This window comes from Acinetobacter sp. ANC 5600 (assembly GCF_002018395.1).
GTDB lineage: Bacteria > Pseudomonadota > Gammaproteobacteria > Pseudomonadales > Moraxellaceae > Acinetobacter > Acinetobacter amyesii.
Genome location: NZ_MVKW01000011.1, coordinates 1 through 21,247, shown reverse-complemented (window position 1 = coordinate 21,247; position 21,247 = coordinate 1). Strand labels below are relative to the sequence as shown.

Genomic DNA, 21,247 nt, shown 5'->3' with positions numbered 1-21,247 from the left:
ATGGGAAAACTCAATAAAACAGAAAGAGAATGGCAAAGAGAATTGTCGCCAGAAGAGTTTCGCATAACGCGTCAGAAAGGCACGGAGCAAGCTTTCACTGGAAAATATTGGAATACGAAACAAGCTGGCACGTATGTATGTCGATGTTGCGGGGAGCCGCTTTTTTCTTCTGAAACAAAATATGATAGCGGTTGTGGTTGGCCAAGCTTTTATAAGCCGATTGAACCTGCTGCAGTAGAAGAAAATGTAGATACGACACACGGTATGGTCAGAACAGAAATTGTTTGTCATCATTGTGACGCACATTTAGGGCATGTTTTTACTGATGGCCCACAGCCGACTGGATTACGTTATTGTATTAATTCGGCATCCTTAGAATTAGAAACAAAAGAAAAAAATGATGAGGAAACTTATCCATGACCACCATTCACCAGTTTGAAGCAGAATTACTGGACGGAAGTAATAAATCCTTTGCAGATTATGAAGGCAAGGTTTTATTAATTGTAAATACCGCTAGTAAATGTGGGTTTACTCCTCAATTTGCTGGTTTGGAGAAAATTTACGAACAGTATAAAGATCAAGGTTTTGAGGTTTTAGGTTTTCCATGCAACCAATTTGGCGGACAAGATCCGGGTTCGAATGATCAAATTGGCGCGTTTTGTCAAAAAAACTATGGCGTATCTTTCCCGATGTTTGCCAAAGTGAATGTAAAAGGCCCTGAAGCGCATGTGATTTTCCGTTATTTAACCAATAACTCGAAAGGCGTATTGGGAAATGGCATTAAGTGGAATTTTACGAAGTTTTTAATTGGAAAAAATGGTCAGGTCTTAAACCGCTATGCACCCACGACCAAGCCTGAAACATTGAATGAAGATATTGAAAAAGCTTTGGCTCAGTCAAAATGAAGTGAATCATTGGCCGAACTGAGGTTGATATAAAGGCGCGGAAGCGTCTTTATTTTTTGGATGTTTTATACTGAAGTGTCTTTATTTGAAGGTCATAACATTGTTTAAGCAGATGGTTAAACGTCGAATTTGTGTTTTAACGTTTTTTTTACTCGTATTTGTGGGGTTAGCTTGGGCAGATAGCACTCCAAGTGCATCTGAACCTACAAAAATGTCTGTTGTTGCAAGCAATCTAGACCGTACTACAGATGCTCGGGTCAACGCATTATTGCAATTGTTAAAAACACCTATAAAAGAATACCAACCTACGCGTGTTGCAGATGTAATTGATCCACATGTAAAACCGAAAATGTATGAAGTCTCTTGGGTAAATGCACCGCAATATGTGCTGTCTGCGTCTGAGATGAAAACATATAAGCAACCTGTCAAACTACAGCTCACTGTGATTGCTGCAACAGGCTATATTGGTAGCTCAAAACTCATTGCAAGTTCAGGCTCTAAAAACTTTGATCAAAAAGTACAAAAATCCTTATTAGTTGCGCGACTTGAACCTATTCCGATGGTTGATAAAAATCTCAGTTATACCGTTGAACATGAATTTACTCTTCATCCACCTCAATAAGCTTATAGCAGAAGGCAAATTTTAAGTTCCATAAATGATCTGTTATTACTGGTGCATCTAATTGATAATGAAAGATATTATTTTGCAACTAACTAAAACCTTTCAGTGTCTGTTTATCTATACGCTTTACAACAATTCGTTATGACCATACTTATTTTTCATACAGCGTTTAACAGTGAGAGAACCTCGAACATTTAAATTGAGTGCAACATTTGATTTCTAATAGTGTTCAATGATTTCTTAATGATAGTTTATAAATAATTATTGCTAGATGATTTGCTCTGAATGATTGTTAAGAAATGACTCAAATAAAAATGCCCCAAATCTGGGGCATTTTTTGTTTTAAGCAAAACACTTTAAATCAATTAAAGTACTGCTTTTAAGCGACGAATCACTTCTTCACATTGGGCAATATCAGCAACAAGGGCTAACCGGACATGGTTTTCACCCGGATTACCTTGTGCCGTATCACGCGATAAATAACGGCCTGGAAGCACTTTAACGTGTGCTTTTTCCATAAGCATTTTGGCAAAGCTTTCATCATTATCCACTTTTAACCAATAGTAGAACCCTGCATCAGGTTTTTGTAATGGCAGTAAGTGACCCAATTCGCGTTGGAATAATTCGAATTTTGCACGGTACTGTACGCGGTTTTCTTCGACGTGTGCTTCGTCATCCCAAGCTGCAATTGAAGCCAACTGGTGTTGAACAGGCATCGCAGCGCCATGATAAGTACGGTATTGTAAATAAGGTTTTAAAAGCGCAGCATCACCTGCCACAAAGCCAGAGCGCATACCCGGTAGGTTAGAACGTTTAGACAGTGAGTGGAATACCACGCAGTTTTTATAGTCATCACGGCCCATTTCAGCACAGACTTCAAGCAGACCAATAGGTGCTTCATCAAACCAAAGCTCTGAGTAGCATTCATCCGACGCAATCACAAAATTATATTGGTCAGACAGAGCAATCAGTTTTTTAAACTGTTCTTTAGAAAGTACCGCACCTGTAGGATTACCCGGTGTGCAGACAAACAGTAAAGCGGTTTTTTCCCAAACTTCAGCTGGCACAGCGTCAAAGTCGCCAAGGTAGTTATTTTCTTCTGTACAGTTGATGAAGTAAGGTTCTGCACCCGCAAGTAAAGTTGCGCCTTCATAGATTTGGTAAAACGGATTTGGCATCACCACATAAGGGGTGTCTTCACGTTTAACCAAAGCTTGTACAAACGAGAAGATCGCTTCACGTGTACCTGACACAGGCAGGACGTTGGTGTCTGCACTGATGCTATTGAGTTTAAAGCGACGGGTTAACCAATTTGCAATACTTGTGCGGAGCTCAGGTAAACCCTTGCTGTTTGGGTAAGTGGATAAGTGCTGAAAATTATCAATAATGGCCTGTTTCACAAACTCCGGTGCAGGATGCTTTGGTTCACCAATCGATAGGGGAATCAAAGGCAAATCTGCGGGTTTCACATCCTGAAATAGCTTATTTAGCTTTTCAAATGGATAAGGGTGCAATAATGACAAACTGGAGTTCATGGAATGGATACCGATCAATTTAAGTTAATGATGACTACAAACCTGATTCGAAGCTTCATCGAGTGCTGACTTTAACTGTGCAGCAAACGTTTCCGCTTCTGAATCACTCATAGGTGAGCCATCTTTTTTAGTGACATAGAAAATATCTTCAGCACGTTCACCGAGCGTTGCAATTTTCGCAGAGTGAATATCTAGGCCTTGCATCATAAATAAACCACCGACTTTAGCAAGTAAGCCCGGATGGTCAAGTGTCGCAATTTCAACCATATTTTGTTGAAGCGCTTCATTAAAAGAAATACTCACGGTATTTTCAATATCAAAATGACGCAGTTGACGTGGAATGCGACGTTGCATCAGGCCTGGGTACTTGTCAGATTGGCTTAAGGCTTTTTTAAGCGCTTCAATAACGGTTTGCTCACGCTCTGGATCTGTTAATAAGGTGCCAAAACGGTCAAGTACAACATAGGTGTCCAAACTAAATGCAGTGGATGCAGTAATAATCCGAGCATCCTGAACGTCTAAGTTCATTCTGTCCAAAATTGCCACTGTTGTTGCAAACAAGTTAGGCTGATCTTGGGTGTAAATAAAGATCTGTACCGCATCTTGTGCAAATTTGCGATGTGCTCGCATCAGTACCAATGGTTCTGCATTATTGCCATGCTTTAATATGGCACGCGTATGCCATGCGATTTCATCGGCAGATTCTTTCAGGAAATATTCATCACCGAGTTCTTGCCAAACAGTTTCTACATCGTAGAGTGAAAAATCGTTGACTAATAGTTCACTGGCCGCAAATTTAGTGTCTTCGATCAGCATTGGATAATCTACAGGACGACCCAAACCAGAACGAATCACATCACGCGCTTGTGTATACAGTTGGCGCATGAGGGATGCACGCCATGTATTCCAAAGCGTTGGATTGGTTGCGTTAATATCGGCAACTGTCAAGGTATAGAGATAGTCGAGATGCTCCATATCGCCCATTTTCTCAGCAAATTCTTTCACCACATCTGGATCGGAAATGTCTTTTTTCTGAGAAGTAACGGACATCAATAGATGGTTTTGAATCAACCATGCGACAAGGTTGCATTCACGTTCAGTAAACCCATGGGTACGGCAGAATTCAATTGCATCTGCTGCACCAAGTTCACTGTGGTCACCGCCGCGACCCTTGGCGATATCATGGAAAATTGCCGCTAAATAAACAATGTCACGGCGCGCCAGTCGTTGGAATACGGAGCTAACGACAGGGAAGTCTTTAGCAAATTCAGGCTCTTTAAAACGGTTTAAATTACGTAGTAATAAGAGGGTGTGGGCATCGACAGTATAAATATGGAACAAGTCGTATTGCATGAGTCCCATGATTTGCCCAAAGGCAGGAATATAGTTGCCGAGCACACCATACCGTTTCATCGCCACCATGGTGTCATATAAACGGTAGGGTGAGCGAATGATTGCCATAAATAAGGCTTGATGTGAAGGATTGTCACGGAAGTTTTGATCAATACGTTTTGCCGCAAGTGACAATAAACGTAAAGTTCGGGCACGAATGCCTTCAATTTCTGGACGATTCGCCAAGAGGTAGAAAATTTCTAGAATAGCACTTGGATTTTCAGAGAAAATTTTGTGATGCTGTACTGCCAATTTGCCATCAACTAATTTGAAGTTAGCATTGATCTCTTCAATCTTACGTTCATAGTCAGGTAAGCGTGGCGTAATGACAGATTCATTAAAATAAGCCAAGAGCATTTCATTTAACGTCGTCACTTGCTGAGCGCTACGATAGTAACGTTTCATGAACTGTTCGATTGGATAATTCGGTGATTTACCTTCTTCGCGCTGATAGCCAAATTTAGCAGCAATGTCACGTTGATAATCAAACAATAATCGGTTTTCGTCGCGCTTGGTTAAGCGATGTAAATGATGGCGGATTTCCCAAAGAAAGCTTTCTGTTTCTTCAAGAACACCCAGTTCAAACTCTGAAATAAAACCTAAATGTACAAGGTCATAGATGCGATTGACACGGAAATGACGCTTAGCAATCCATCCGATTTGGTTGATGTCGCGGATACCGCCGGGCGCATTTTTAATATCGGGTTCTAAGTTGCTTTCGGTATTGTTATGTTGAGCATAGCGTTTGGCTTGCTCTTGCATTTTGGCATCATAGAAGGTTTTATCCGTCCATGTCTGTGACACGATACGGCGTGGCCATTTAGCTAGGTGTTCATTGCCCACAATCAAACGTGCTTCGATCAGCGCTGTTGCCACGGTTAAATCATTGGTGGCTTGAGCAACACAATCGTTAATAGTACGTACACTGATGCCCGGTTTGAAATTACCAACATCCCACAGAGTTGAAATAAAGCTCGAGATGAGTTTTTCTTGTTCTGGGCTGATTTCATCTTCGGACAAAATCATGATATCGACGTCGGAGTAAGGCAGCATTTCGCGGCGACCATAGCCACCGACAGCAAATAAACCGAGATCGGTTTGGTCGAGTTCAGCATGTGTCCATAAGAACTTTAAGGCTTCATCGATTAGATTCGAACGAGCCAAAATCACATCACGAATCGACTGTCCATTTTCAAAGCATTCCTGTAGCTGATTTTCAACATCTGAGCGCCATTGGTTAATCGCCTGAATGTCGTGGTTACTTTTAATGTAATTCAGCAGAGGAAGCGTATTGATCATGAACAGTGGTCCGTTAAGGTGTTACAAACTTAGTTTTGTTGAACACTGACTTGTTGTGCAGCATGTTGAGCAAGTTCACGCGCGTGATCTGTGGTTTCAGCGCGTGCTGTTGCTACGCCCATACGGCGACGTTTAAAGCCTTCTGGTTTACCAAAGAGGCGTAAATCGGTGTCTGGATTAGCCAAAGCAAGATTTAAGCCAGTAAATGATAAATTGGTATCATCCACGCCTGCATAGATGACTGCGCTCGCAGCAGTACTGTGTCGAGCAGTATTCACAGGCAGACCAAGAATGGCACGTGCATGCAGTTCGAATTCGCTTTGGAATTGCGATGCAAGCGTGACAAGGCCTGTATCGTGTGGACGAGGTGATACCTCACTAAACCATACTTTATCGCCTTTGACAAACAGTTCCACCCCAAAAATGCCACATCCACCTAATGCAATGGTTACTTTATTTGCAATACGCTTGGCTTCCTCTAATGCAAGAGCAGTCATGAGTTGTGGCTGCCAACTTTCTACATAGTCGCCAGCATCTTGGCGGTGGCCAATCGGGTCGCAAAATGATGTTTCAATTTCACCTGTTTCTGCATTTTTAGCTCGAACAGTCAGCAGGGTGATTTCAAAGTCAAAGTCAATTTGTGATTCTACGATCACTGTACCTTGATTTACACGTCCACCTGTTTGTGCATATTCCCAAGCAGCATCGACTTCATCAAAGCTTTTTACACGTGACTGTCCTTTACCCGAAGACGACATGACAGGCTTAACAAAATTTGGATAGCCAATGTCATCGCATGCAGCACGGAACGCTTCAAGGGTATTGGCAAATCGGTAGGCTGAAGTTGGGAGTCCAAGCTCTTCGGCAGCTAGACGGCGAATCCCTTCACGGTTCATCGTCAGGTTTACAGCTTTTGCTGATGGGATTACTGTTGCGATATTTTGTTCTTCAATCTCGACCAAAACTTGAGTCGCAATGGCTTCAATTTCAGGGACAATCAAATGAGGCTTCACTTGAGAAATTAAAGCTTTAAGTGCCTCAGGATCTGCCATATTTAAAGTATGAGAAAAATGTGCAACTTGCATGGCAGGAGCATGGTCATAACGATCGGCAGCATGAACTTCTACACCCAAACGTTGCAATGAAATCACAACTTCTTTACCGAGTTCACCAGAACCTAAAAGTAAGACTTTATACGCTGAAGACTGAAGTGGAGTACCAATAGTGACGCTCATGTAAATCATCCATGCTTGATTTTATGGGAATTTAAGCATAGCAGAACTTGTTCGAGAGATAAGCGAGTGTTCACATAAATAAATGATATTGTCCAACAATTTTTTTTATATCTTTATGGGTAAGCGTTCGTGTAATTATTTATTTGTGGAAAATATTAAAAAATCATATTTAGTTGTTTTTATTTAAATTCACTTTAAATATGCCTGCATTTTTTACAGATGCAGGGAATGGCTCAATATCCAAATTAGCACATTGAAGCGCACGGAGCTGCACAGATGTTTGATGGAAGTTGGGCCAGTACAGTAATCCGAGCAGTGGTACGGTGCATATACATAAAATCAATATTAAGCCTAAAACGGCAGTGAAATAAAGCGCATCTGTAGTCACCGACAGAGGGTGAAATGATGAATTGAACCATGAACTGAGGCTGAAAATACACAATAGAAAAATCAATAAAAAACCCGACAGCTGCAGAACGTTGCTGAACAGACGAGGCATCGATATATGTGGAAACATCAGGCGACGTGGATGTAAGTGCAGAATCTGCTGTGTGCAGTTATATAAGCCCACAATCTTTTGTTGCTGATTTTTTTCTATATAAATGGCGCGTATCTGATCTGCAGGTTGGCAATGTACAGCGCAGAAATTACCACTGAATAGCTGGCTTTGAATGAAGTATTGAAAATTTATACTTTCGATGGGCTTTTGCAGTCGCCAACTCAATTCAGATGGTTGTCTAGAATGAATATAAATTTTGCCTTGAATAAAATGGTGCTTTGCTATCTATTGGTTTTCGCTACATTTTTTATGTTATGCGTTGACTATCTCATAAATATTGAAAATTAAAAAACACAGGCTAATGAAGCGTGTACTTTATGGCTTTATTTGGATTGTCGCTGACTCTGCTTTAGAGATGAAAAGGTATATAGGTATAGACTAAGCCATAAGTCAGTGCCGCAGTGAGCGTAGCTGGTACAATTTTTTTAAACTTGAAATACAAGCCAGCAAGCACAGCAAAACCAACCAACATGGCAAAGCTTTTATTTGGGGTTTCAAGCAGAGGCGGTAAGGTTGCAACCACCAACATTGAACTAATTGCAGCGATACCAATCGAGCCCAAAGCGATTTTAAGCCATAAAGAGCCACGCTGTTGTGAACCTTGCTGAAATTTCTGAATTACAAAAAATGGCCCAAACCGTGATGCAAAATTCGCAATCCCGACCAAGATCCCAACCAAGATAATTTCTAGATTCATGATGCTTCACCCATATGTTCAGGATCAGGTTTCTTTAAGACATAATGTTTGAATAAACCGGCAAAAATACCAGAAGAAATACCGATAAAAATCGCAGCAGACAAGTCGATAAAGTAGCAGGCAATCGCAGAAACAATAATTGTAACCGTGACCACAAATGTATGTTTTTTCTCAAATGCTGCGAGTAAAAAGCTTAAAAACAATGCGGGCAGTAGGAAGTCGAGTGCGGCTTGTAAAAATTGTGGAAGGTTGCTGACTTGATCGGCAAATAAACCGCCTAAAAATGAGCCTGTTGCCCAAGACAGCCAACTAAATAAGCTGAGTCCTAACATCCAAGATTCTGACCATTCTTGACGACGTTGCGACAGTTTGATCATGCCTGATGCGAAAACTTCGTCGGTTAAACCCCAAGCCCAAACTGCCGTTTTCTTTAAATTGAGTCGGTCTTGAATCAGGTTTTGTAAAGCAGGACCGTAGAGCAAATGGCGTATATCGAGAGCAATCACAGTGAGTGCAGTCATCCAAATGGATGTTCCACTTCCCAGTAAAGCAACGACGAGAAACTGACTGGCACCGGCATACATAGAGCATGATAAAAATAAGGCTTCCCACGCAGTGAAACCAAATTGAGTCGCAGAAACCCCAAATGCAAAAGAAACAGGAAGATAGGTAAAGATAATGGCTTGACTATCTTTAGCACCTTGCCAAAAACCCGCAGGCTGAACTGTAGGAAGTTTGTGCTCAGACACGACACACCTTTGAAAGAGTTGAACAACAGGTCAAATGATGATTGAGTATTGTACGCGAATTCACTAGCATAGTGCCGAATATGTTTGCTGAAATGAGCTGGATATGCAGAGGTTAAAGATGCGTGGGATACTGATTGTTTCATTATTGAGCAGCACGGTGTTGTTGCAGGCCTGTGGTAATGATGGAGCTGAACAAGCTCAAGTCGAAATTAAAGCAGCACCCAAATTAACCAATGATGCAACGGAGTATGCTGCCAAAGCTTGGGCGTTTATCAATGAAGCGGATCCGATTGTTTATGCAAAACAAGTCGATCAGATGGAAGAGAAAGTTCGTGTTCCAGCACGTAAATTGAGTACCGAATGGCGTATCAATGTCAAAATGACCGATTCTGTGACTGAAGGTAAATATGCACTGTGTCGTAAGGCTTTGACAAGTTTGGAAATTTGGGCACGTGAAAGTATTGATCAGAGTTCGACTGTTGCACAAAAGCAAGCAGATTATGAGCGTGATAAAAATCAATGCAAAGGTGCGATTGAAAACCCTGAACTCGGAAATACCGATCCGAAAAAAGTAGGCATTTAACCCGATCAAAGCAGTGAAGTTTCACTGCTTTTTTTGGGAAAATATCAAAAAACAAGAATAAATCTATAATAGAGGATTGGAAAATCCTCCTAAAATCATCGCTATTTCATATAAAAATTAAATCAGTGCGCTGCAGTAGTATTGAGCTAAATTCCAAATTGCATGGTTTTTTTCTGAAGTTAAATAGATAAAAAGCATTGATTATTAAGTGCATAATTATTTTTTATAAAGATTCATTGATAAAAAACACTCCATTTTAGAATGCTAATCGTCTGTCTTTTTCTTTAATTAATATCTTTAAAATATTAATAATATAAAGTATGGATAATGTGATAAAAAATTAAAATTATCATTATTTGATAAAGTATGTAAAAATTACTGCGTAAAAGATGAAGTATGTAAGTTAAATTAAAGACGTTGAATAGGTGATTAAGATGAAAAAAACATTAATGAAGTTATCGGTTTTAGTTGTTTTGACTACAGCGGTCAATGTACAAGCAGCGACTGAAGACAAATCAGAAGCATCAACTCAAGAAGTTGCAGCATGTACAAATGGTTTTGACAGTGTAAATGTTTGCCAATTATTGTCGTGATCAAAACTTAATAAAGTAAAATGCCACAAATAAAAGCAAAATAACTATAAAGAATCATTCTGGTGCAATTAAATGCACTTATTTAAATCACAAATGACAGACATCATGCACAGGAAGTGCATGAGCAATCTGATGTAACTGCGCTAGATCTAAAATTTCAATTTGTTTAAACGCAACACGAAGCACCTGCATTTTTTCCAACTGCTGAAGCTCCTGATTGACTGATTGTCTTGAGCAATTCATCAGTTGCGCGAGTTGTTCCTGTGAGATGTGTATGGTGTGTTGCTCAATTTCCAAATGATTTCCATATCCATTTAAAATAAACAGCAGACGCTGTGCGAGACGTTGACTTAAACTTTGCGTATGTAAGGCAATGAGTTCCATAAAGGCATAGCGAAGTTTTTGACTGGTGAGCTGGGCAATATGAAACCAAAACTCGGGGTGTTGTTGTAATAATTGCTGGATTGCTTGAGCTGGTAAGTGTAATAAGGTGGATTTTTTGGTACAGATGGCATCGTGAGAACGCGGTAATTGGTCAACCAAGGATATTTCGCCAAACCACATAATCGGCTCAGCAATGGCGGCAATTGCTTCTTTGCCATGAATATCAATATAGCCTAAGCGAACTGCACCTTCTAAGACTGCATACATACCATTAAAACGCTGTCCTGATAAAAAAACACGTGCGTCTTTTTCGAAAGTTAAGGTCAGGGCATGGCGGCAGATAAAGTCTTGGAAGGAAATATTTAAGCCTGAATACCACACATTTTTATTGAGTTGATGCACATATTGAGCGTCCAGCACAGCATATCCTTATTTTATGGTCTAACTTGTCTATTAGCTGACAACTTTATTGATGCATTTTTTATATAGTGAAATGAGTGAATGAACAAGGAGTAAGTTAATGAGCAAACTTGAAAGACTGTTAAGCCAATATGCAGCATATCATTTAGATCGAAAAAATGTGCTGACGCACTTTGTGGGTATTCCGCTTATTGTATTTTCGATTATGTGTCTAACAGCACGAGCAGGGCTAATGATTTCAGGTTTTGAACTGACCCTTGCATTGTTGTTGATTATTGCCAGTGTCATTTATTACCTGAGTTTAGATAAAATTTTCGGTTTGATTATGCTTTTGGTATTTGCCGTCACGTATCCCTTAGCCTTAATGATCGCAAAAATGAGCCTTATGTCATGGCTGATTTGGAGTGTGGGGATCTTTGTAGTGGGTTGGATCATCCAGTTTATCGGCCATTATTATGAAAAGAAAAAGCCTGCGTTTATGGATGATGTTATTGGCTTGGCAATAGGACCTTTATTTGTTCTAGCTGAGTTTGTGTTTCTACTCGGCTTTCGTAAAGAGCTTGAACAACGCATGCTGACAGAAGCAAGAAGACAGCGCGCAGAGATGGATGCAAAAGCATTACAAACTGCTCACCCATAAATGATTTGAATAAAAAAGCCGGATAATTCCGGCTTTTTTTTGCGATGTGTTAATTCTCAACTGTTTATGATTTCACAGCAGCTTTATGTTGTTCCGCTGCGACCTTTTGTGCAGCGATTTTTGCTTTTGCGTCAGTATTTGCAGCTTTGGCAGCATGGGCTGAAGTTTTAGCTTCTGATTTTGCTTGTGTTGCAAGATGCTGTGCTTGAGCTGCATCATGTTTTGCTAATTTTTGATTATATTTCACTTTGCTCTGAGCCAATTGGCTGGCTTGTTTTGCATCGTGTCGAGCGACTTTTGCATCATGCTTTGCAACTTGTGCTGCATGTGTAGCAGTATGTTCCTGATGTTTTGCATCTTTTGCAATGGAAACACAAGTACCACCTTTATGGTTTGCACCTGTACCACCTGTAAGTGTGGTGCCTTGTGGACATGCAAACGCAGTTGCACTAAGCATTGTAAAGATACCTGCTGTTAGAATTGTGCTGATTTTTTTCATTGCTATTGTTCTATGAAAATAGGCATTAGTGCCTATGAGTAAATTTATAGCAGAACGGTAGAGATTTAAGTCGTTGCACTGTGGTGACTCAGCAACCAAATCATGTATTCGTGTCGATATAATTTTGTTTTTAAGTAGGTTTTAAGTTTTTAAATATGCTTATTTTTTGGCTTGAGCTTTTGCCTGAAATTAAAAAAGCCAGCAAATTGCTGGCTTCTTATGAGTACTGTCTTATACGTTAAAACGGAAGTGTAAAACATCGCCATCTTGAACGATGTATGTTTTACCTTCTAAACGCCATTTACCTGCTTCTTTAGCGCCAGCTTCACCGTTGTATTGAACGAAGTCGTTGTAGGCAACACATTCAGCACGAATAAAGCCTTTTTCGAAGTCAGTGTGAATCACACCTGCAGCTTGAGGTGCAGTTGCACCAATTTTTACTGTCCAAGCACGAACTTCTTGTACACCAGCTGTGAAGTATGTTTGAAGGCCGAGTAAGCCATAACCTGCACGAATAACCACGTTTAGACCAGGTTCTTCCATGCCTAAAGCTTCAAGGAATTCCGCACGGTCTTCGTCTTCAAGTAATGAAATTTCTGCTTCGATTTGGTTGCAAAGTGGAACCACAATCGCATTTTCTTCAGCAGCTAATTTTTGTACTGCTTCTAAGTGAGGGTTATTTTCGAAGCCATCTTCTGCAACGTTGGCAATATACATGGTTGGTTTAAGGGTTAAGAACCCATAACCACGCACCAATTTACGTTCATCTTCATCAAGGTCAGCTGCACGCGCAGGTTTACCTTCATCCAGTAAAGGTAAGATTTTGTCTAAAACAGCTTTGGTCGCAATCGCTTCTTTATCGCCACCTTTTGCAGATTTTGCTAGACGTGTAATTGCTTTAGAAACAGCTTCTAAGTCAGCAAGTGCAAGTTCAGTGTTGATTGTTGCGATATCGTCAAGTGGATCAATTTTGCCATTTACGTGAATGACATTCTCGTCTTCAAAACAACGTACAACATGTGCAATAGCATCCGTTTCACGAATGTTAGCTAAGAATTGGTTACCAAGGCCTTCACCTTTAGATGCACCAGCAACGAGACCTGCAATATCCACAAATTCCATCGTGGTTGGGACAACACGTTGTGGGTTTACAATTTCAGCAAGTTTATCCATACGTGGGTCAGGTACAGGTACGATCCCAGTATTTGGCTCAATTGTACAGAATGGGAAGTTTTCAGCAGCAATCGCAGCTTTGGTTAATGCGTTGAAAAGCGTAGATTTACCAACGTTCGGCAGGCCGACAATACCACAGTTAAAACCCATGAAATAACTCACAAAGTATTATAAAAAAATTGTGGATGATTTTACATGAAAGCCATAATAAAGTCAGGTGATATGGGAGGGAGAATGTATAACTTATTGAATCGCGCTGAGATCGAGATGAATTCACGTCTGAATAAAGCTTAAGTTGCACTACGGATGCAGAATAGGTGCAAAAATGACATTGTGTTTCAATAACACAGTGACTAAAGTATCCCTATAAAATTACTGGGTTTTATAAACCACAGTTACAACAAAAACTTGGAGCATTTATGCGAACTCTCTACCAGTTTCCACTCTCACATTTTTGTGAAAAGGCGCGCTGGTTACTCGATCATAAAGAGTTGGATTATGTGGCTCATAATTTAATGCCAGGTGTGCATCGTGCATTTGCACAGCTTAAAACAGGGCAAAACAAATTACCGATTTTACGTGATCAAGATCATTGGGTTGCAGATTCAACTCAAATCGCCTTTTACTTGGATGCGACCTACCCCGAACATAGTCTGATCCGTCCAGATGTCAAACTGCGTGAAGATGCTTTGGAAATTAATGAACTTTCCATTGAGTTAGGCCAACATGTGCGCCGTTGGGGTTTGGCACATGCATTAAATGAAAGTGAAGAATCGCTTGATATATTAATTGGTGAAAAGGGCTATTTACGTCAGTTTGAAAAATATTCCAAGCCCATTATAAAGGCACTAGTTTCTAAAGGTTATCAATTAGATACGGATAAGGTTGCGGCTTCACGTGAGCGATTGGACGAAATTGTGGTTGATTTAAATCAACGTCTGATCGAACAAGGTGGGCGTTATTTTGTAGGCGACCGATTAGGTTTGGCTGATATTGCAGTGTGTTCAATGTTGGCGCCGATATTAGAGATTGTTGGAACGCCGTGGGAAAAAGAGCATGGCGAAACCTTGTCAGAAGAGTTTAAAGCTTACAAAGCCTATTTGAGCGATTTGCCTTTAGGTCAATATGTGCAACGTATATACCAAACAGAACGTAACGCACGGGTAGATTGGCGTGGTGTATAAGCTCTTTATATGAAAACTTTGCGTCATACTGCTTTAAAAAAGCGCGCCTAACAGCGCGCTTTTTCATCAGACATTCAATCCTTAAATATAGCTTTGTTGTTGAATATCCAAAATATTCAGCACTGGACTGATACTATCGGCTTGTAAAGTATTCAGCGGCATAACAGGGTAGAAGATATTGCCTAGCGCATCCTTAATACTTGGGATGATGGTGGAGATATCAAAATCACCTTGAGCAGAACCTAAATTTTCCAATAGGTCATTAATATTCGGTAATTGGCCCGTGAGGTTTTCAGTCAATTGGTTGAACTGATCCGTGATAGAACCAAGATCAATTTTTTCAGGAGCAAGATTGCCAAGTAAATCGCCAAGATCTGGAATGGTCAGTTGATCGAGGAACTGAGTCGCTTCACCATTACTGTCCATCAGAGCAATGACTGGTTTCAATGAATCAATCACTTGATTTAAATCAGTTGAAAGCGTCAGTAAGGATGGATTGTTGACCACATCCAAAATGGTGCTCACGCTATTTAATACATCATAAATCGCTTTGACGGTTTGAGCCTGATCCGTATCGATGACATCGCTTTTTGCCAGTAAATCTAGCAGCGGATTAAGTCCTTTGATCACCCCTGAAATGGTCTCAGGGATATTGCCTTGGTTGGCTGATGAAATGGCGGTCACTAGATTGGTCACACTTCCAATCACAGTCGGTAAAGCATGACTCAATTGTTCCATATCAATAGTTGAGTTGTCTTTATTGATTGAAGCTAATAAAGGTAGGAGGGCACTCGTTGCACCTTGTGCAATTTGCCCAAAGTCGATGTTTCCAGAAGACGAGCTCCCAATCATCTGAATAATGGGTTGCGCATATTCTAAAACTTGACTGAGTGTATTGATAATTTGCGTTGAATCCGTTGACCCAGTTGCGCTTCCAAGCATAGCAAGCAGTGGTTTGATGGCATTTACAGCGCTACTAATATTGTCAGGAAGATTGGCTTGATTATTGGTGCTACTCAGTAAACTTTGCAAGCTGTTGACAATGGTAGGTAAGGATTGAACCAACTGATTCATCTCTGTTGAGCCAGCGTTGCTACCTAAGTTTTGTAGGAGTGGTTGCAGAGTTGTCATCAATTTCTTGAGTGCATCCGAATTTGAACCGTTATTAGATGTTAGACTTTGAATCGTGCTAATCACTTGCGGAAGCGTTTTAGTCAGTGCGCTAAAATCAAAAGACTTTGTCCCACCTAAATTACCTAATAATCCTGTCAGCGTATCCGTGATGTTGGTTGTAGGTTTAAGCGGGCTAAGTAGGTTACTGACCGTGCTGCTAATTGTACTGAGCTGTAGGGAAGGACTAAGTACAGAACTTAATTTTGAGCTGAGTGAACTCAGTGATTTAATTGCCATGTTTATTCTTCCGTTTTTGTTTTTTTGTATATTTATGAACCGCCGCTATTTTTTAATGTAATTACCAAACCAAGTAAATAAGTGAAAAAAAAGAAATGTGACATAGAGCGCACATTGAAAAATAAAGTAAAAATAAAAAATTGAAAAATATAAATAAAATATCTTTCCCTTTTATCTGAAATTGATTTATTCAGATCAATGGAATGCATCGAGAAGCTTTATTGGTAGGTTGTCTAAAGACGTTATTTAGAATATAAAAACTAAACTTTGATGAAAAAACATTCATTTAAACACGATATATATGCAAATTATTATGTTCATAATGCGTATGAGCTTTATTATTTTTAATAAATCATGCTATACATGAGAAAACTTGCACATAAATGCTGATTTTAAAATTTAAAATAACATTGAAAATGACAACAGGCGTTTGATGAATTGGGATCATCAGCACTGTTTTCAAAAATGGCTGGAGTAGACTGATGGAACTAGACCGTTTTGATAAACAAATTTTAGAAATTTTGACCCATGAAGATGTCAATTTAAATGAACTGTCAGAGCGGGTGAATTTATCGGTCAGCTCCGTACATCGTCGGATTAAACAATTGATTGATCACAATATTATCAGTGGTCTAAAACGTGAAATTAATTATCAAAAATTGGGCTTTAGTTTGCATGTGCTGCTACAGGTGTCCTTAAGCAAACATGATACCGATACATTTGCTAAATTTTTAGAAGAACTTGAAAGTATTCCAGAAGTAATCAATGCATTTTTAGTGACAGGGCAGTCTGCCGATTTTATTGTGGAAGTCGTTGCACGAGATATGGAAAACTATAGTGAAATTTTACTCAAACGTATTGGTAAAATTGAACATGTGGTTGCATTACATTCGAGCTTTGTAATTAAGCAATATAACGTTTTTAACTGTAATGGATTGTTAAATAAGGTTTAAATTTTGCATAGGATTTAAACTCATTTTTCGCTAATGTTTGAAAATATAAAACGCACCGATGGGGTGCGTTTTATACTTCAGTCGATTGAATTATAAAGCTTCTAACTCAGCCATTACTTCATCGGTAAATTCAACGTTGGTATACACGTTTTGAACGTCGTCTAGATCTTCAAACATATCAATCATTTTGATGATTTTTTTCGCTTGTTCGATATCTGAAATTAACGCTTTAGTTGAAGGGTTCATGACCACTTCGGCGTTATCAGATTTTAAACCTGCTGCTGCAAGTGCATCCTGAACCTCACCGAAAGTTTCAGGTGTGGTGATAACTAGAATTTCATCTTCATCTACTTCGATGTCTTCAGCACCTGCTTCTAAAGCGATGTCCATGATTTGATCTTCTAAAGAAACATCTTCAAAAGTAATCTCACCACGTTTGGTAAACATATAAGCCACTGAACCTGCAGTACCTAAATTACCATCAGTTTTCGAGAAGCAATGACGAACGTCAGGAACAGTACGGTTCAAGTTATCCGTCATTGTTTCAATGATGACTGCAACACCACCAACGCCATATCCTTCGTAGGTTACTTCTTTTAGATCGGTATTTTCTTCACCGCCCACACCACGTTGGATCGCACGGTTAATGGTGTCACGTGTCATGTTTGCAACTAATGCTTTTTCAACAACAGCACGTAAACGTGGGTTAGACGCTACATCACCGCCGCCTAAGCGTGCAGCTGTCACGATTTCACGGATAAATTTTGTGAATACTTTAGCGCGGCTTGCATCTTGTTTTGCTTTACGATGCTTAGTATTAGCCCACTTGGAATGACCCGCCATGCGAAATATGCTCCTTGTAGATTGGCCTTATGCCTATCAAATTGAGCAAATTCTACCATAATGGCTTTTTTGTGTGAAAGTACTGGATTTCATGAATTGAGTAGTTGAAAAAAAAATATCCAAATTTGAGAAAATAATGCGAAATGTCTAAACGCCCGTACTGTAATTTTTCTTATGATGAGAATCGGGCTAAAAGGGGGAGTCTGATCCTGTTATAACAGGAAGATATAAATGTACAATGCGTGGAGCACGATACATTTATATCTTTAAATACGTAGTTCGTTAAAACGTGAATGGCGCTTAGTCTTTATTTTTAGGTTCTGGGATCACGATATCTAAACCTACTTTATCTTTATAGAGTTGCTTAATTAAAGCTAAATCGTGATCGAGCTCAGTCGGGTAAATCTTGCCGAAAATACCACCTTGTTTGGTTTTTGAGTTGGCATACATTAATACAATCGGCACACCTGCTGCTTTAGCAATATACCAAAAGCCTGTACGAATTGGTTTTCGTGTTTCACCACGTACTGCACGGGTCGCTTCTGGAGCAATGACTAAATTAAATTTTTCGCTAGCTTCAAAATGCTCAACCATTTGAGTCACGATGTCTTTATTGGCTTTACGGTCTACAGGAATACCGCCAATCGCTTCAAGAACAGGTTTAAATGGACCTTTAAAGAGTTCTTTTTTAATCAGCGTGTGAATTTTAATGTCGTAAATTTGGCAAAGGGCCAGTGAAAGAACAGCATCCATCATTGAGGTGTGTTCAAAGCCGACGATCACTTGTTTATTTTCTAAAACATCAGGTTCTACGTGGTATTTCCAGCCCGCCAATTTAAATGCGGATTCGCCAATAAACTTTTTCAACATAGTCGGTGATACGGTGATTTAAAAAAGGTGTAATTTCTGCTTGTTTGGATCATGAGTCAAGAGGATTTAAGTGAGCTTTGATCTGAATTGTGCATATATTTCAAATCGGAATAAGAAGGGATGATTGAAGACTGATACTTTTTAGCAATAAATCGGTTAAATTTTATATAGCAAAGCTATCATCATAGATAAAAATACTCTTAAAAATTTGCTAAATATGGCTAGGCACCGTCAGAAATTCTTATTAGACTTTTGTCGTAGGTTAAAACTTTTAACCTGTTGGTCTTAACTCGTTTTCTAACGGAGAACTCAAGCATGATTTATTTAACTGCTGTGTTATTCGCTGTTGCTATGTTTGCTTTGATTGTTATTTGGTCAATTGTTGAGTTTTATTTGGACTTAAGAAAGCCTGAACAGGTTGAGTCTTAATATTGGCCGAAATTTATAGGCCCCATAGTTGATTTATTAATACCATATATTTTATATAATAATTATGTTTAATTAATAGTAAAAAGATATTAATGTGGTTTTGTTATTGAGTCTTGAGCTTGTATCTCAATAGATATTTTTTAGATTTTCAATATTAGATATTCTTGAGCAGGTTTCAGAAATGGCTATTCCTTGTTGTAAAAGGCTTTGATGCATAAACCTTCAAAGGGTGAGTTATCCCCAATCCATTTAAATTTAGTAACAACTTGGGTGTGAGGTCTACCTAATTCCGTAAACCTATTCAGAACTGCCACACGCGCATAAATTTCATTAACCTGACTTTGAAAATGTCTTGCCGTCAGCTTATCTCCTAATTATTTGATGCAATGCATCTTGGTTTCCACCAAACTGCGACGGTGATAGCCTGACAGTTTTCCATAGAGTTCTGCCTAAATGTTTAACCGTTTGAAGTAACTTATTTCGCTCTAGCGAGCTAGCTTTTTATCTTTCGATGGTTTTGCATTTTTCTTAGGTGGAATCACTGCATGTGCTTGACAATCTAAATTCACTTGTCTGCAGCACTTCGTGTCGTACGCCCCATCGGTATAGACAGAATCTATTCCCTCATCTAGTGGTATTTGTTCCAGAAAATCACTAAGTACTTGTGAATCACTGACATTATTTTTCGTAAGCTGAACAGCACGTCTTTGAAGCGTTTCAGCATCAATACTAATATGCAGTTTACGCCATTGCGGACGGTATTCAGGCTGATGCTTTTTACGCTTCCATTCGCCTTTAGCTAAAAATTTTAAACCCGTAGAGTCGACGAGTAAGTGTAACCCACTAAGACTTTTCTGATAGCTTATCGCAATATCCATATGCTTTAGTCGTCTACAAAGGGTAGAGTACGAATATCACTGATATTCGGGGCTGCTCAGCCACAGAGTTTAATCAGGCTTTAGCAAAGCTTGTGACCATGCTTAAAGTAAGGTGGAATAGAGATTTGATTATTAAAACAGCATTGAATCGCTGTATCGGAATAAGTTTGATTTCGTCCGTGCTAACTTTGTGGTTACGCATACCATTGGGTCTTAGGATCAAACCAGATTGAAATATTTCGTCGCTTGATGAAAGCTTTGTTATATGCGGACCAATTTAGTAGTCTGGTAGATTTTTATGAAGTTTAGCACTTACCGTTGGACAGATTGGTCTTCTTGTTAGTGCTGTTGCGCCACATCTGGGTTCAGCTGTACTTAAAAATGTGACAACAAAACTGTCGCAACATGCAGTCATGGCTTTTTAATGAGTGTACGTGTGATTGCTGGTTTGAATGTAATAACATTAAGTCTGGTTGCTGTTGAAATAGAACTAAAAAATGGGTCTGACGATGCTTTAAAAGATTGGTGTCAAAAAACACCATTTCTTAAATTAGATAGTAAAGAAAAGCCTTGGAAAGATGCAACTGAAGTGTACCAAGAGTTTGCTAAGGCTGTTGTGAGCTTATAAGTATGTATAGAGAAGATATGATTAAATTAGAAGGCTATATTAGAGAGTTAGAAGTTCATCAGGGTGTATTAAATGCTCTAGGTGGAAAGGGAGACTCATTAATAGCTTCATCTGCAATTCTTGGAACCTTAGCAGGCAATGTTACTTTGGGAACACAAAGTGTATTTTTGGCTTCTCAGTCACGTTTGCATATCGAAACTCTTGTTATGAAAATTAATGGAAAGATATGCGTTGGCCAATTTCATCGTGTTTTATTACAACAGAATGAATATGTAGTTTGTGTTGCGAAAAAAATTGAAGAAAATGTTTATGAGTTATTTTCTGTTTTAAGCCCTTCAACAGGCATCCTACACATGCAAGTTGGAATGGGGGCCTCGATAACAAATTTTAAAAAATCCACAAACAAGGGGGGACTAGTATGGTTTACACTAACTTGTGTTATTGCTTTCACTTTTATAATTGTACTCCCTCAAAATTTTGATTTAGTAAATTTTTTAATATTCTTTTCTGCGATTTTTACTTTTTATTTTTTATTTATGTATATTATTAAAAGTTCCGCAGCTTCATTAATATATCTCAGTGAAAACTCAGAACAAATTTTTGACTTGTATGGCTTTAAAAATCCTCAAGAAATATATCTATTTACTGCACGACATGAAGATACATCAGAGAAATTAATTTTAGAATCTATTTACGATTATCGAAAAGTTATTAAAGATGATCCTTATCCTGAGGATTATTCTGATAAGAAATGAAAAAGTCTATTT

At 39.1% G+C, this 21,247-nt stretch carries 22 protein-coding genes and 1 pseudogene; 10 read left to right on the top strand and 13 right to left on the bottom strand.

From position 1 onward, the window contains the following. From msrB to B1201_RS15820, 3 genes are all read left to right on the top strand, one after another. Nucleotides 1-420: a peptide-methionine (R)-S-oxide reductase MsrB gene (msrB, locus tag B1201_RS15830; RefSeq protein ID WP_078194371.1), complete on the top strand. Its 420-nt coding sequence runs from the start codon at nt 1-3 to the stop codon at nt 418-420. Then, nucleotides 417-905, top strand: coding sequence for a glutathione peroxidase (locus tag B1201_RS15825; protein WP_078194370.1), 489 nt, complete (start codon nt 417-419; stop codon nt 903-905). Before msrB ends, B1201_RS15825 begins: the two co-directional genes overlap by 4 nt. Nucleotides 906-1,017: 112 nt before the next feature. Further along, nucleotides 1,018-1,527: a hypothetical protein gene (locus B1201_RS15820; RefSeq protein ID WP_078194368.1), complete on the top strand. Its 510-nt coding sequence runs from the start codon at nt 1,018-1,020 to the stop codon at nt 1,525-1,527. 365 nt (nt 1,528-1,892) lie between these two features. On the opposite strand, the gene dapC is transcribed toward B1201_RS15820, so the two are convergent. The 6 genes from dapC to B1201_RS15790 form a co-directional block, all read right to left on the bottom strand. Then, on the bottom strand, nt 1,893-3,062 hold the full coding sequence (dapC, locus tag B1201_RS15815; protein ID WP_078194367.1) for a succinyldiaminopimelate transaminase: 1,170 nt from the start codon (nt 3,060-3,062) through the stop codon (nt 1,893-1,895). 24 nt (nt 3,063-3,086) lie between these two features. Further along, complete coding sequence (glnD, locus tag B1201_RS15810; protein ID WP_078194366.1) at nt 3,087-5,753, bottom strand: [protein-PII] uridylyltransferase; 2,667 nt, start codon at nt 5,751-5,753, stop codon at nt 3,087-3,089. Nucleotides 5,754-5,782: 29 nt separating this feature from the next. After that, the gene (gene purT, locus B1201_RS15805) at nt 5,783-6,997 is read right to left on the bottom strand and encodes a formate-dependent phosphoribosylglycinamide formyltransferase (protein WP_171263820.1); all 1,215 of its coding nucleotides are present in this window, start codon (nt 6,995-6,997) and stop codon (nt 5,783-5,785) included. A gap of 160 nt (nt 6,998-7,157) precedes the next feature. Further along, entirely contained in the window at nt 7,158-7,712 is a 555-nt protein-coding gene (locus B1201_RS15800) for a hypothetical protein (RefSeq protein WP_078194364.1), read from the bottom strand. A 184-nt stretch (nt 7,713-7,896) separates the two neighbouring features. Next, nucleotides 7,897-8,244, bottom strand: coding sequence for an L-valine transporter subunit YgaH (ygaH, locus tag B1201_RS15795; RefSeq protein ID WP_078189050.1), 348 nt, complete (start codon nt 8,242-8,244; stop codon nt 7,897-7,899). Then, on the bottom strand, nt 8,241-8,993 hold the full coding sequence (locus B1201_RS15790) for an AzlC family ABC transporter permease (RefSeq protein WP_078194362.1): 753 nt from the start codon (nt 8,991-8,993) through the stop codon (nt 8,241-8,243). The genes ygaH and B1201_RS15790 overlap by 4 nt, the downstream gene beginning before the upstream one ends. A 103-nt stretch (nt 8,994-9,096) precedes the next feature. On the opposite strand from B1201_RS15790, the gene B1201_RS15785 reads away from it, so the two are divergent. Beyond that, a complete protein-coding gene (locus B1201_RS15785) occupies nt 9,097-9,576 on the top strand; it encodes a hypothetical protein (protein WP_078194361.1) in 480 nt (159 codons plus the stop codon). A gap of 434 nt (nt 9,577-10,010) precedes the next feature. After that, nucleotides 10,011-10,169 carry a hypothetical protein gene (locus tag B1201_RS15780; RefSeq protein WP_228144799.1) on the top strand — a complete coding sequence of 53 codons (159 nt, stop codon included), beginning with the start codon at nt 10,011-10,013 and terminating at the stop codon, nt 10,167-10,169. 87 nt (nt 10,170-10,256) lie between these two features. Here the strand turns inward: B1201_RS15780 and B1201_RS15775 are convergent, their stop codons facing one another. Further along, entirely contained in the window at nt 10,257-10,973 is a 717-nt protein-coding gene (locus B1201_RS15775) for a Crp/Fnr family transcriptional regulator (RefSeq protein ID WP_078194360.1), read from the bottom strand. A gap of 100 nt (nt 10,974-11,073) precedes the next feature. Here B1201_RS15775 and B1201_RS15770 point away from each other — a divergent pair, with 100 nt between their 5' ends. After that, the gene (locus B1201_RS15770) at nt 11,074-11,613 is read left to right on the top strand and encodes a DUF962 domain-containing protein (protein ID WP_078194358.1); all 540 of its coding nucleotides are present in this window, start codon (nt 11,074-11,076) and stop codon (nt 11,611-11,613) included. A 64-nt stretch (nt 11,614-11,677) separates the two neighbouring features. Here B1201_RS15770 and B1201_RS15765 read toward each other — a convergent pair whose 3' ends face one another. Both B1201_RS15765 and ychF read right to left on the bottom strand, forming a co-directional pair. After that, on the bottom strand, nt 11,678-12,070 hold the full coding sequence (locus B1201_RS15765) for a hypothetical protein (protein WP_171263819.1): 393 nt from the start codon (nt 12,068-12,070) through the stop codon (nt 11,678-11,680). A gap of 273 nt (nt 12,071-12,343) precedes the next feature. Next, the gene (gene ychF / locus B1201_RS15760) at nt 12,344-13,435 is read right to left on the bottom strand and encodes a redox-regulated ATPase YchF (RefSeq protein WP_078189045.1); all 1,092 of its coding nucleotides are present in this window, start codon (nt 13,433-13,435) and stop codon (nt 12,344-12,346) included. A gap of 269 nt (nt 13,436-13,704) precedes the next feature. On the opposite strand from ychF, the gene B1201_RS15755 reads away from it, so the two are divergent. Then, the gene (locus tag B1201_RS15755; protein ID WP_078194356.1) at nt 13,705-14,469 is read left to right on the top strand and encodes a glutathione S-transferase family protein; all 765 of its coding nucleotides are present in this window, start codon (nt 13,705-13,707) and stop codon (nt 14,467-14,469) included. Nucleotides 14,470-14,550: 81 nt separating this feature from the next. On the opposite strand, the gene B1201_RS15750 is transcribed toward B1201_RS15755, so the two are convergent. Further along, nucleotides 14,551-15,879 (bottom strand): hypothetical protein, encoded by a 1,329-nt coding sequence (locus B1201_RS15750; protein WP_078194355.1) that lies wholly within the window; start codon nt 15,877-15,879, stop codon nt 14,551-14,553. A 482-nt stretch (nt 15,880-16,361) separates the two neighbouring features. On the opposite strand from B1201_RS15750, the gene B1201_RS15745 reads away from it, so the two are divergent. Further along, nucleotides 16,362-16,832 (top strand): Lrp/AsnC family transcriptional regulator, encoded by a 471-nt coding sequence (locus tag B1201_RS15745; protein WP_067763303.1) that lies wholly within the window; start codon nt 16,362-16,364, stop codon nt 16,830-16,832. Nucleotides 16,833-16,922: 90 nt separating this feature from the next. Here B1201_RS15745 and B1201_RS15740 read toward each other — a convergent pair whose 3' ends face one another. The 3 genes and pseudogenes from B1201_RS15740 to B1201_RS15730 form a co-directional block, all read right to left on the bottom strand. Continuing rightward, nucleotides 16,923-17,675, bottom strand: coding sequence for a YebC/PmpR family DNA-binding transcriptional regulator (locus tag B1201_RS15740; RefSeq protein ID WP_078194353.1), 753 nt, complete (start codon nt 17,673-17,675; stop codon nt 16,923-16,925). A gap of 300 nt (nt 17,676-17,975) precedes the next feature. Beyond that, nucleotides 17,976-18,545, bottom strand: coding sequence for a 1-acyl-sn-glycerol-3-phosphate acyltransferase (locus B1201_RS15735; protein ID WP_078194352.1), 570 nt, complete (start codon nt 18,543-18,545; stop codon nt 17,976-17,978). A gap of 686 nt (nt 18,546-19,231) precedes the next feature. Next, a pseudogene (locus tag B1201_RS15730) lies at nt 19,232-20,148 on the bottom strand (IS5 family transposase); the annotation flags it as partial. 128 nt (nt 20,149-20,276) lie between these two features. Here B1201_RS15730 and B1201_RS15725 point away from each other — a divergent pair. Beyond that, nucleotides 20,277-20,480, top strand: coding sequence for a hypothetical protein (locus tag B1201_RS15725; protein WP_078194351.1), 204 nt, complete (start codon nt 20,277-20,279; stop codon nt 20,478-20,480). A 17-nt stretch (nt 20,481-20,497) separates the two neighbouring features. Continuing rightward, nucleotides 20,498-21,235 carry a putative type VI secretion system effector gene (locus B1201_RS15720; protein WP_228144798.1) on the top strand — a complete coding sequence of 246 codons (738 nt, stop codon included), beginning with the start codon at nt 20,498-20,500 and terminating at the stop codon, nt 21,233-21,235. The last annotated feature ends 12 nt before the right edge of the window (nt 21,236-21,247 follow it).

Excerpts from the sequence above, each read along its gene's own strand:
- B1201_RS15770 (WP_078194358.1), top strand. The coding sequence starts at position 11,074 with ATGAGCAAACTTGAAAGACTGTTAAGCCAATATGCAGCATATCATTTA.
- glnD (WP_078194366.1), bottom strand. The coding sequence starts at position 5,753 with ATGATCAATACGCTTCCTCTGCTGAATTACATTAAAAGTAACCACGAC.
- dapC (WP_078194367.1), bottom strand. The coding sequence starts at position 3,062 with ATGAACTCCAGTTTGTCATTATTGCACCCTTATCCATTTGAAAAGCTA.
- B1201_RS15765 (WP_171263819.1), bottom strand. The coding sequence starts at position 12,070 with ATGCTTAGTGCAACTGCGTTTGCATGTCCACAAGGCACCACACTTACA.
- B1201_RS15780 (WP_228144799.1), top strand. The coding sequence starts at position 10,011 with ATGAAAAAAACATTAATGAAGTTATCGGTTTTAGTTGTTTTGACTACA.
- purT (WP_171263820.1), bottom strand. The coding sequence starts at position 6,997 with ATGATTTACATGAGCGTCACTATTGGTACTCCACTTCAGTCTTCAGCG.
- B1201_RS15785 (WP_078194361.1), top strand. The coding sequence starts at position 9,097 with ATGCAGAGGTTAAAGATGCGTGGGATACTGATTGTTTCATTATTGAGC.
- ychF (WP_078189045.1), bottom strand. The coding sequence starts at position 13,435 with ATGGGTTTTAACTGTGGTATTGTCGGCCTGCCGAACGTTGGTAAATCT.
- ygaH (WP_078189050.1), bottom strand. The coding sequence starts at position 8,244 with ATGAATCTAGAAATTATCTTGGTTGGGATCTTGGTCGGGATTGCGAAT.
- B1201_RS15740 (WP_078194353.1), bottom strand. The coding sequence starts at position 17,675 with ATGGCGGGTCATTCCAAGTGGGCTAATACTAAGCATCGTAAAGCAAAA.
- B1201_RS15735 (WP_078194352.1), bottom strand. The coding sequence starts at position 18,545 with ATGTTGAAAAAGTTTATTGGCGAATCCGCATTTAAATTGGCGGGCTGG.
- B1201_RS15825 (WP_078194370.1), top strand. The coding sequence starts at position 417 with ATGACCACCATTCACCAGTTTGAAGCAGAATTACTGGACGGAAGTAAT.
- B1201_RS15820 (WP_078194368.1), top strand. The coding sequence starts at position 1,018 with ATGGTTAAACGTCGAATTTGTGTTTTAACGTTTTTTTTACTCGTATTT.
- B1201_RS15755 (WP_078194356.1), top strand. The coding sequence starts at position 13,705 with ATGCGAACTCTCTACCAGTTTCCACTCTCACATTTTTGTGAAAAGGCG.
- B1201_RS15745 (WP_067763303.1), top strand. The coding sequence starts at position 16,362 with ATGGAACTAGACCGTTTTGATAAACAAATTTTAGAAATTTTGACCCAT.
- msrB (WP_078194371.1), top strand. The coding sequence starts at position 1 with ATGGGAAAACTCAATAAAACAGAAAGAGAATGGCAAAGAGAATTGTCG.
- B1201_RS15720 (WP_228144798.1), top strand. The coding sequence starts at position 20,498 with ATGATTAAATTAGAAGGCTATATTAGAGAGTTAGAAGTTCATCAGGGT.
- B1201_RS15750 (WP_078194355.1), bottom strand. The coding sequence starts at position 15,879 with ATGGCAATTAAATCACTGAGTTCACTCAGCTCAAAATTAAGTTCTGTA.
- B1201_RS15725 (WP_078194351.1), top strand. The coding sequence starts at position 20,277 with ATGAGTGTACGTGTGATTGCTGGTTTGAATGTAATAACATTAAGTCTG.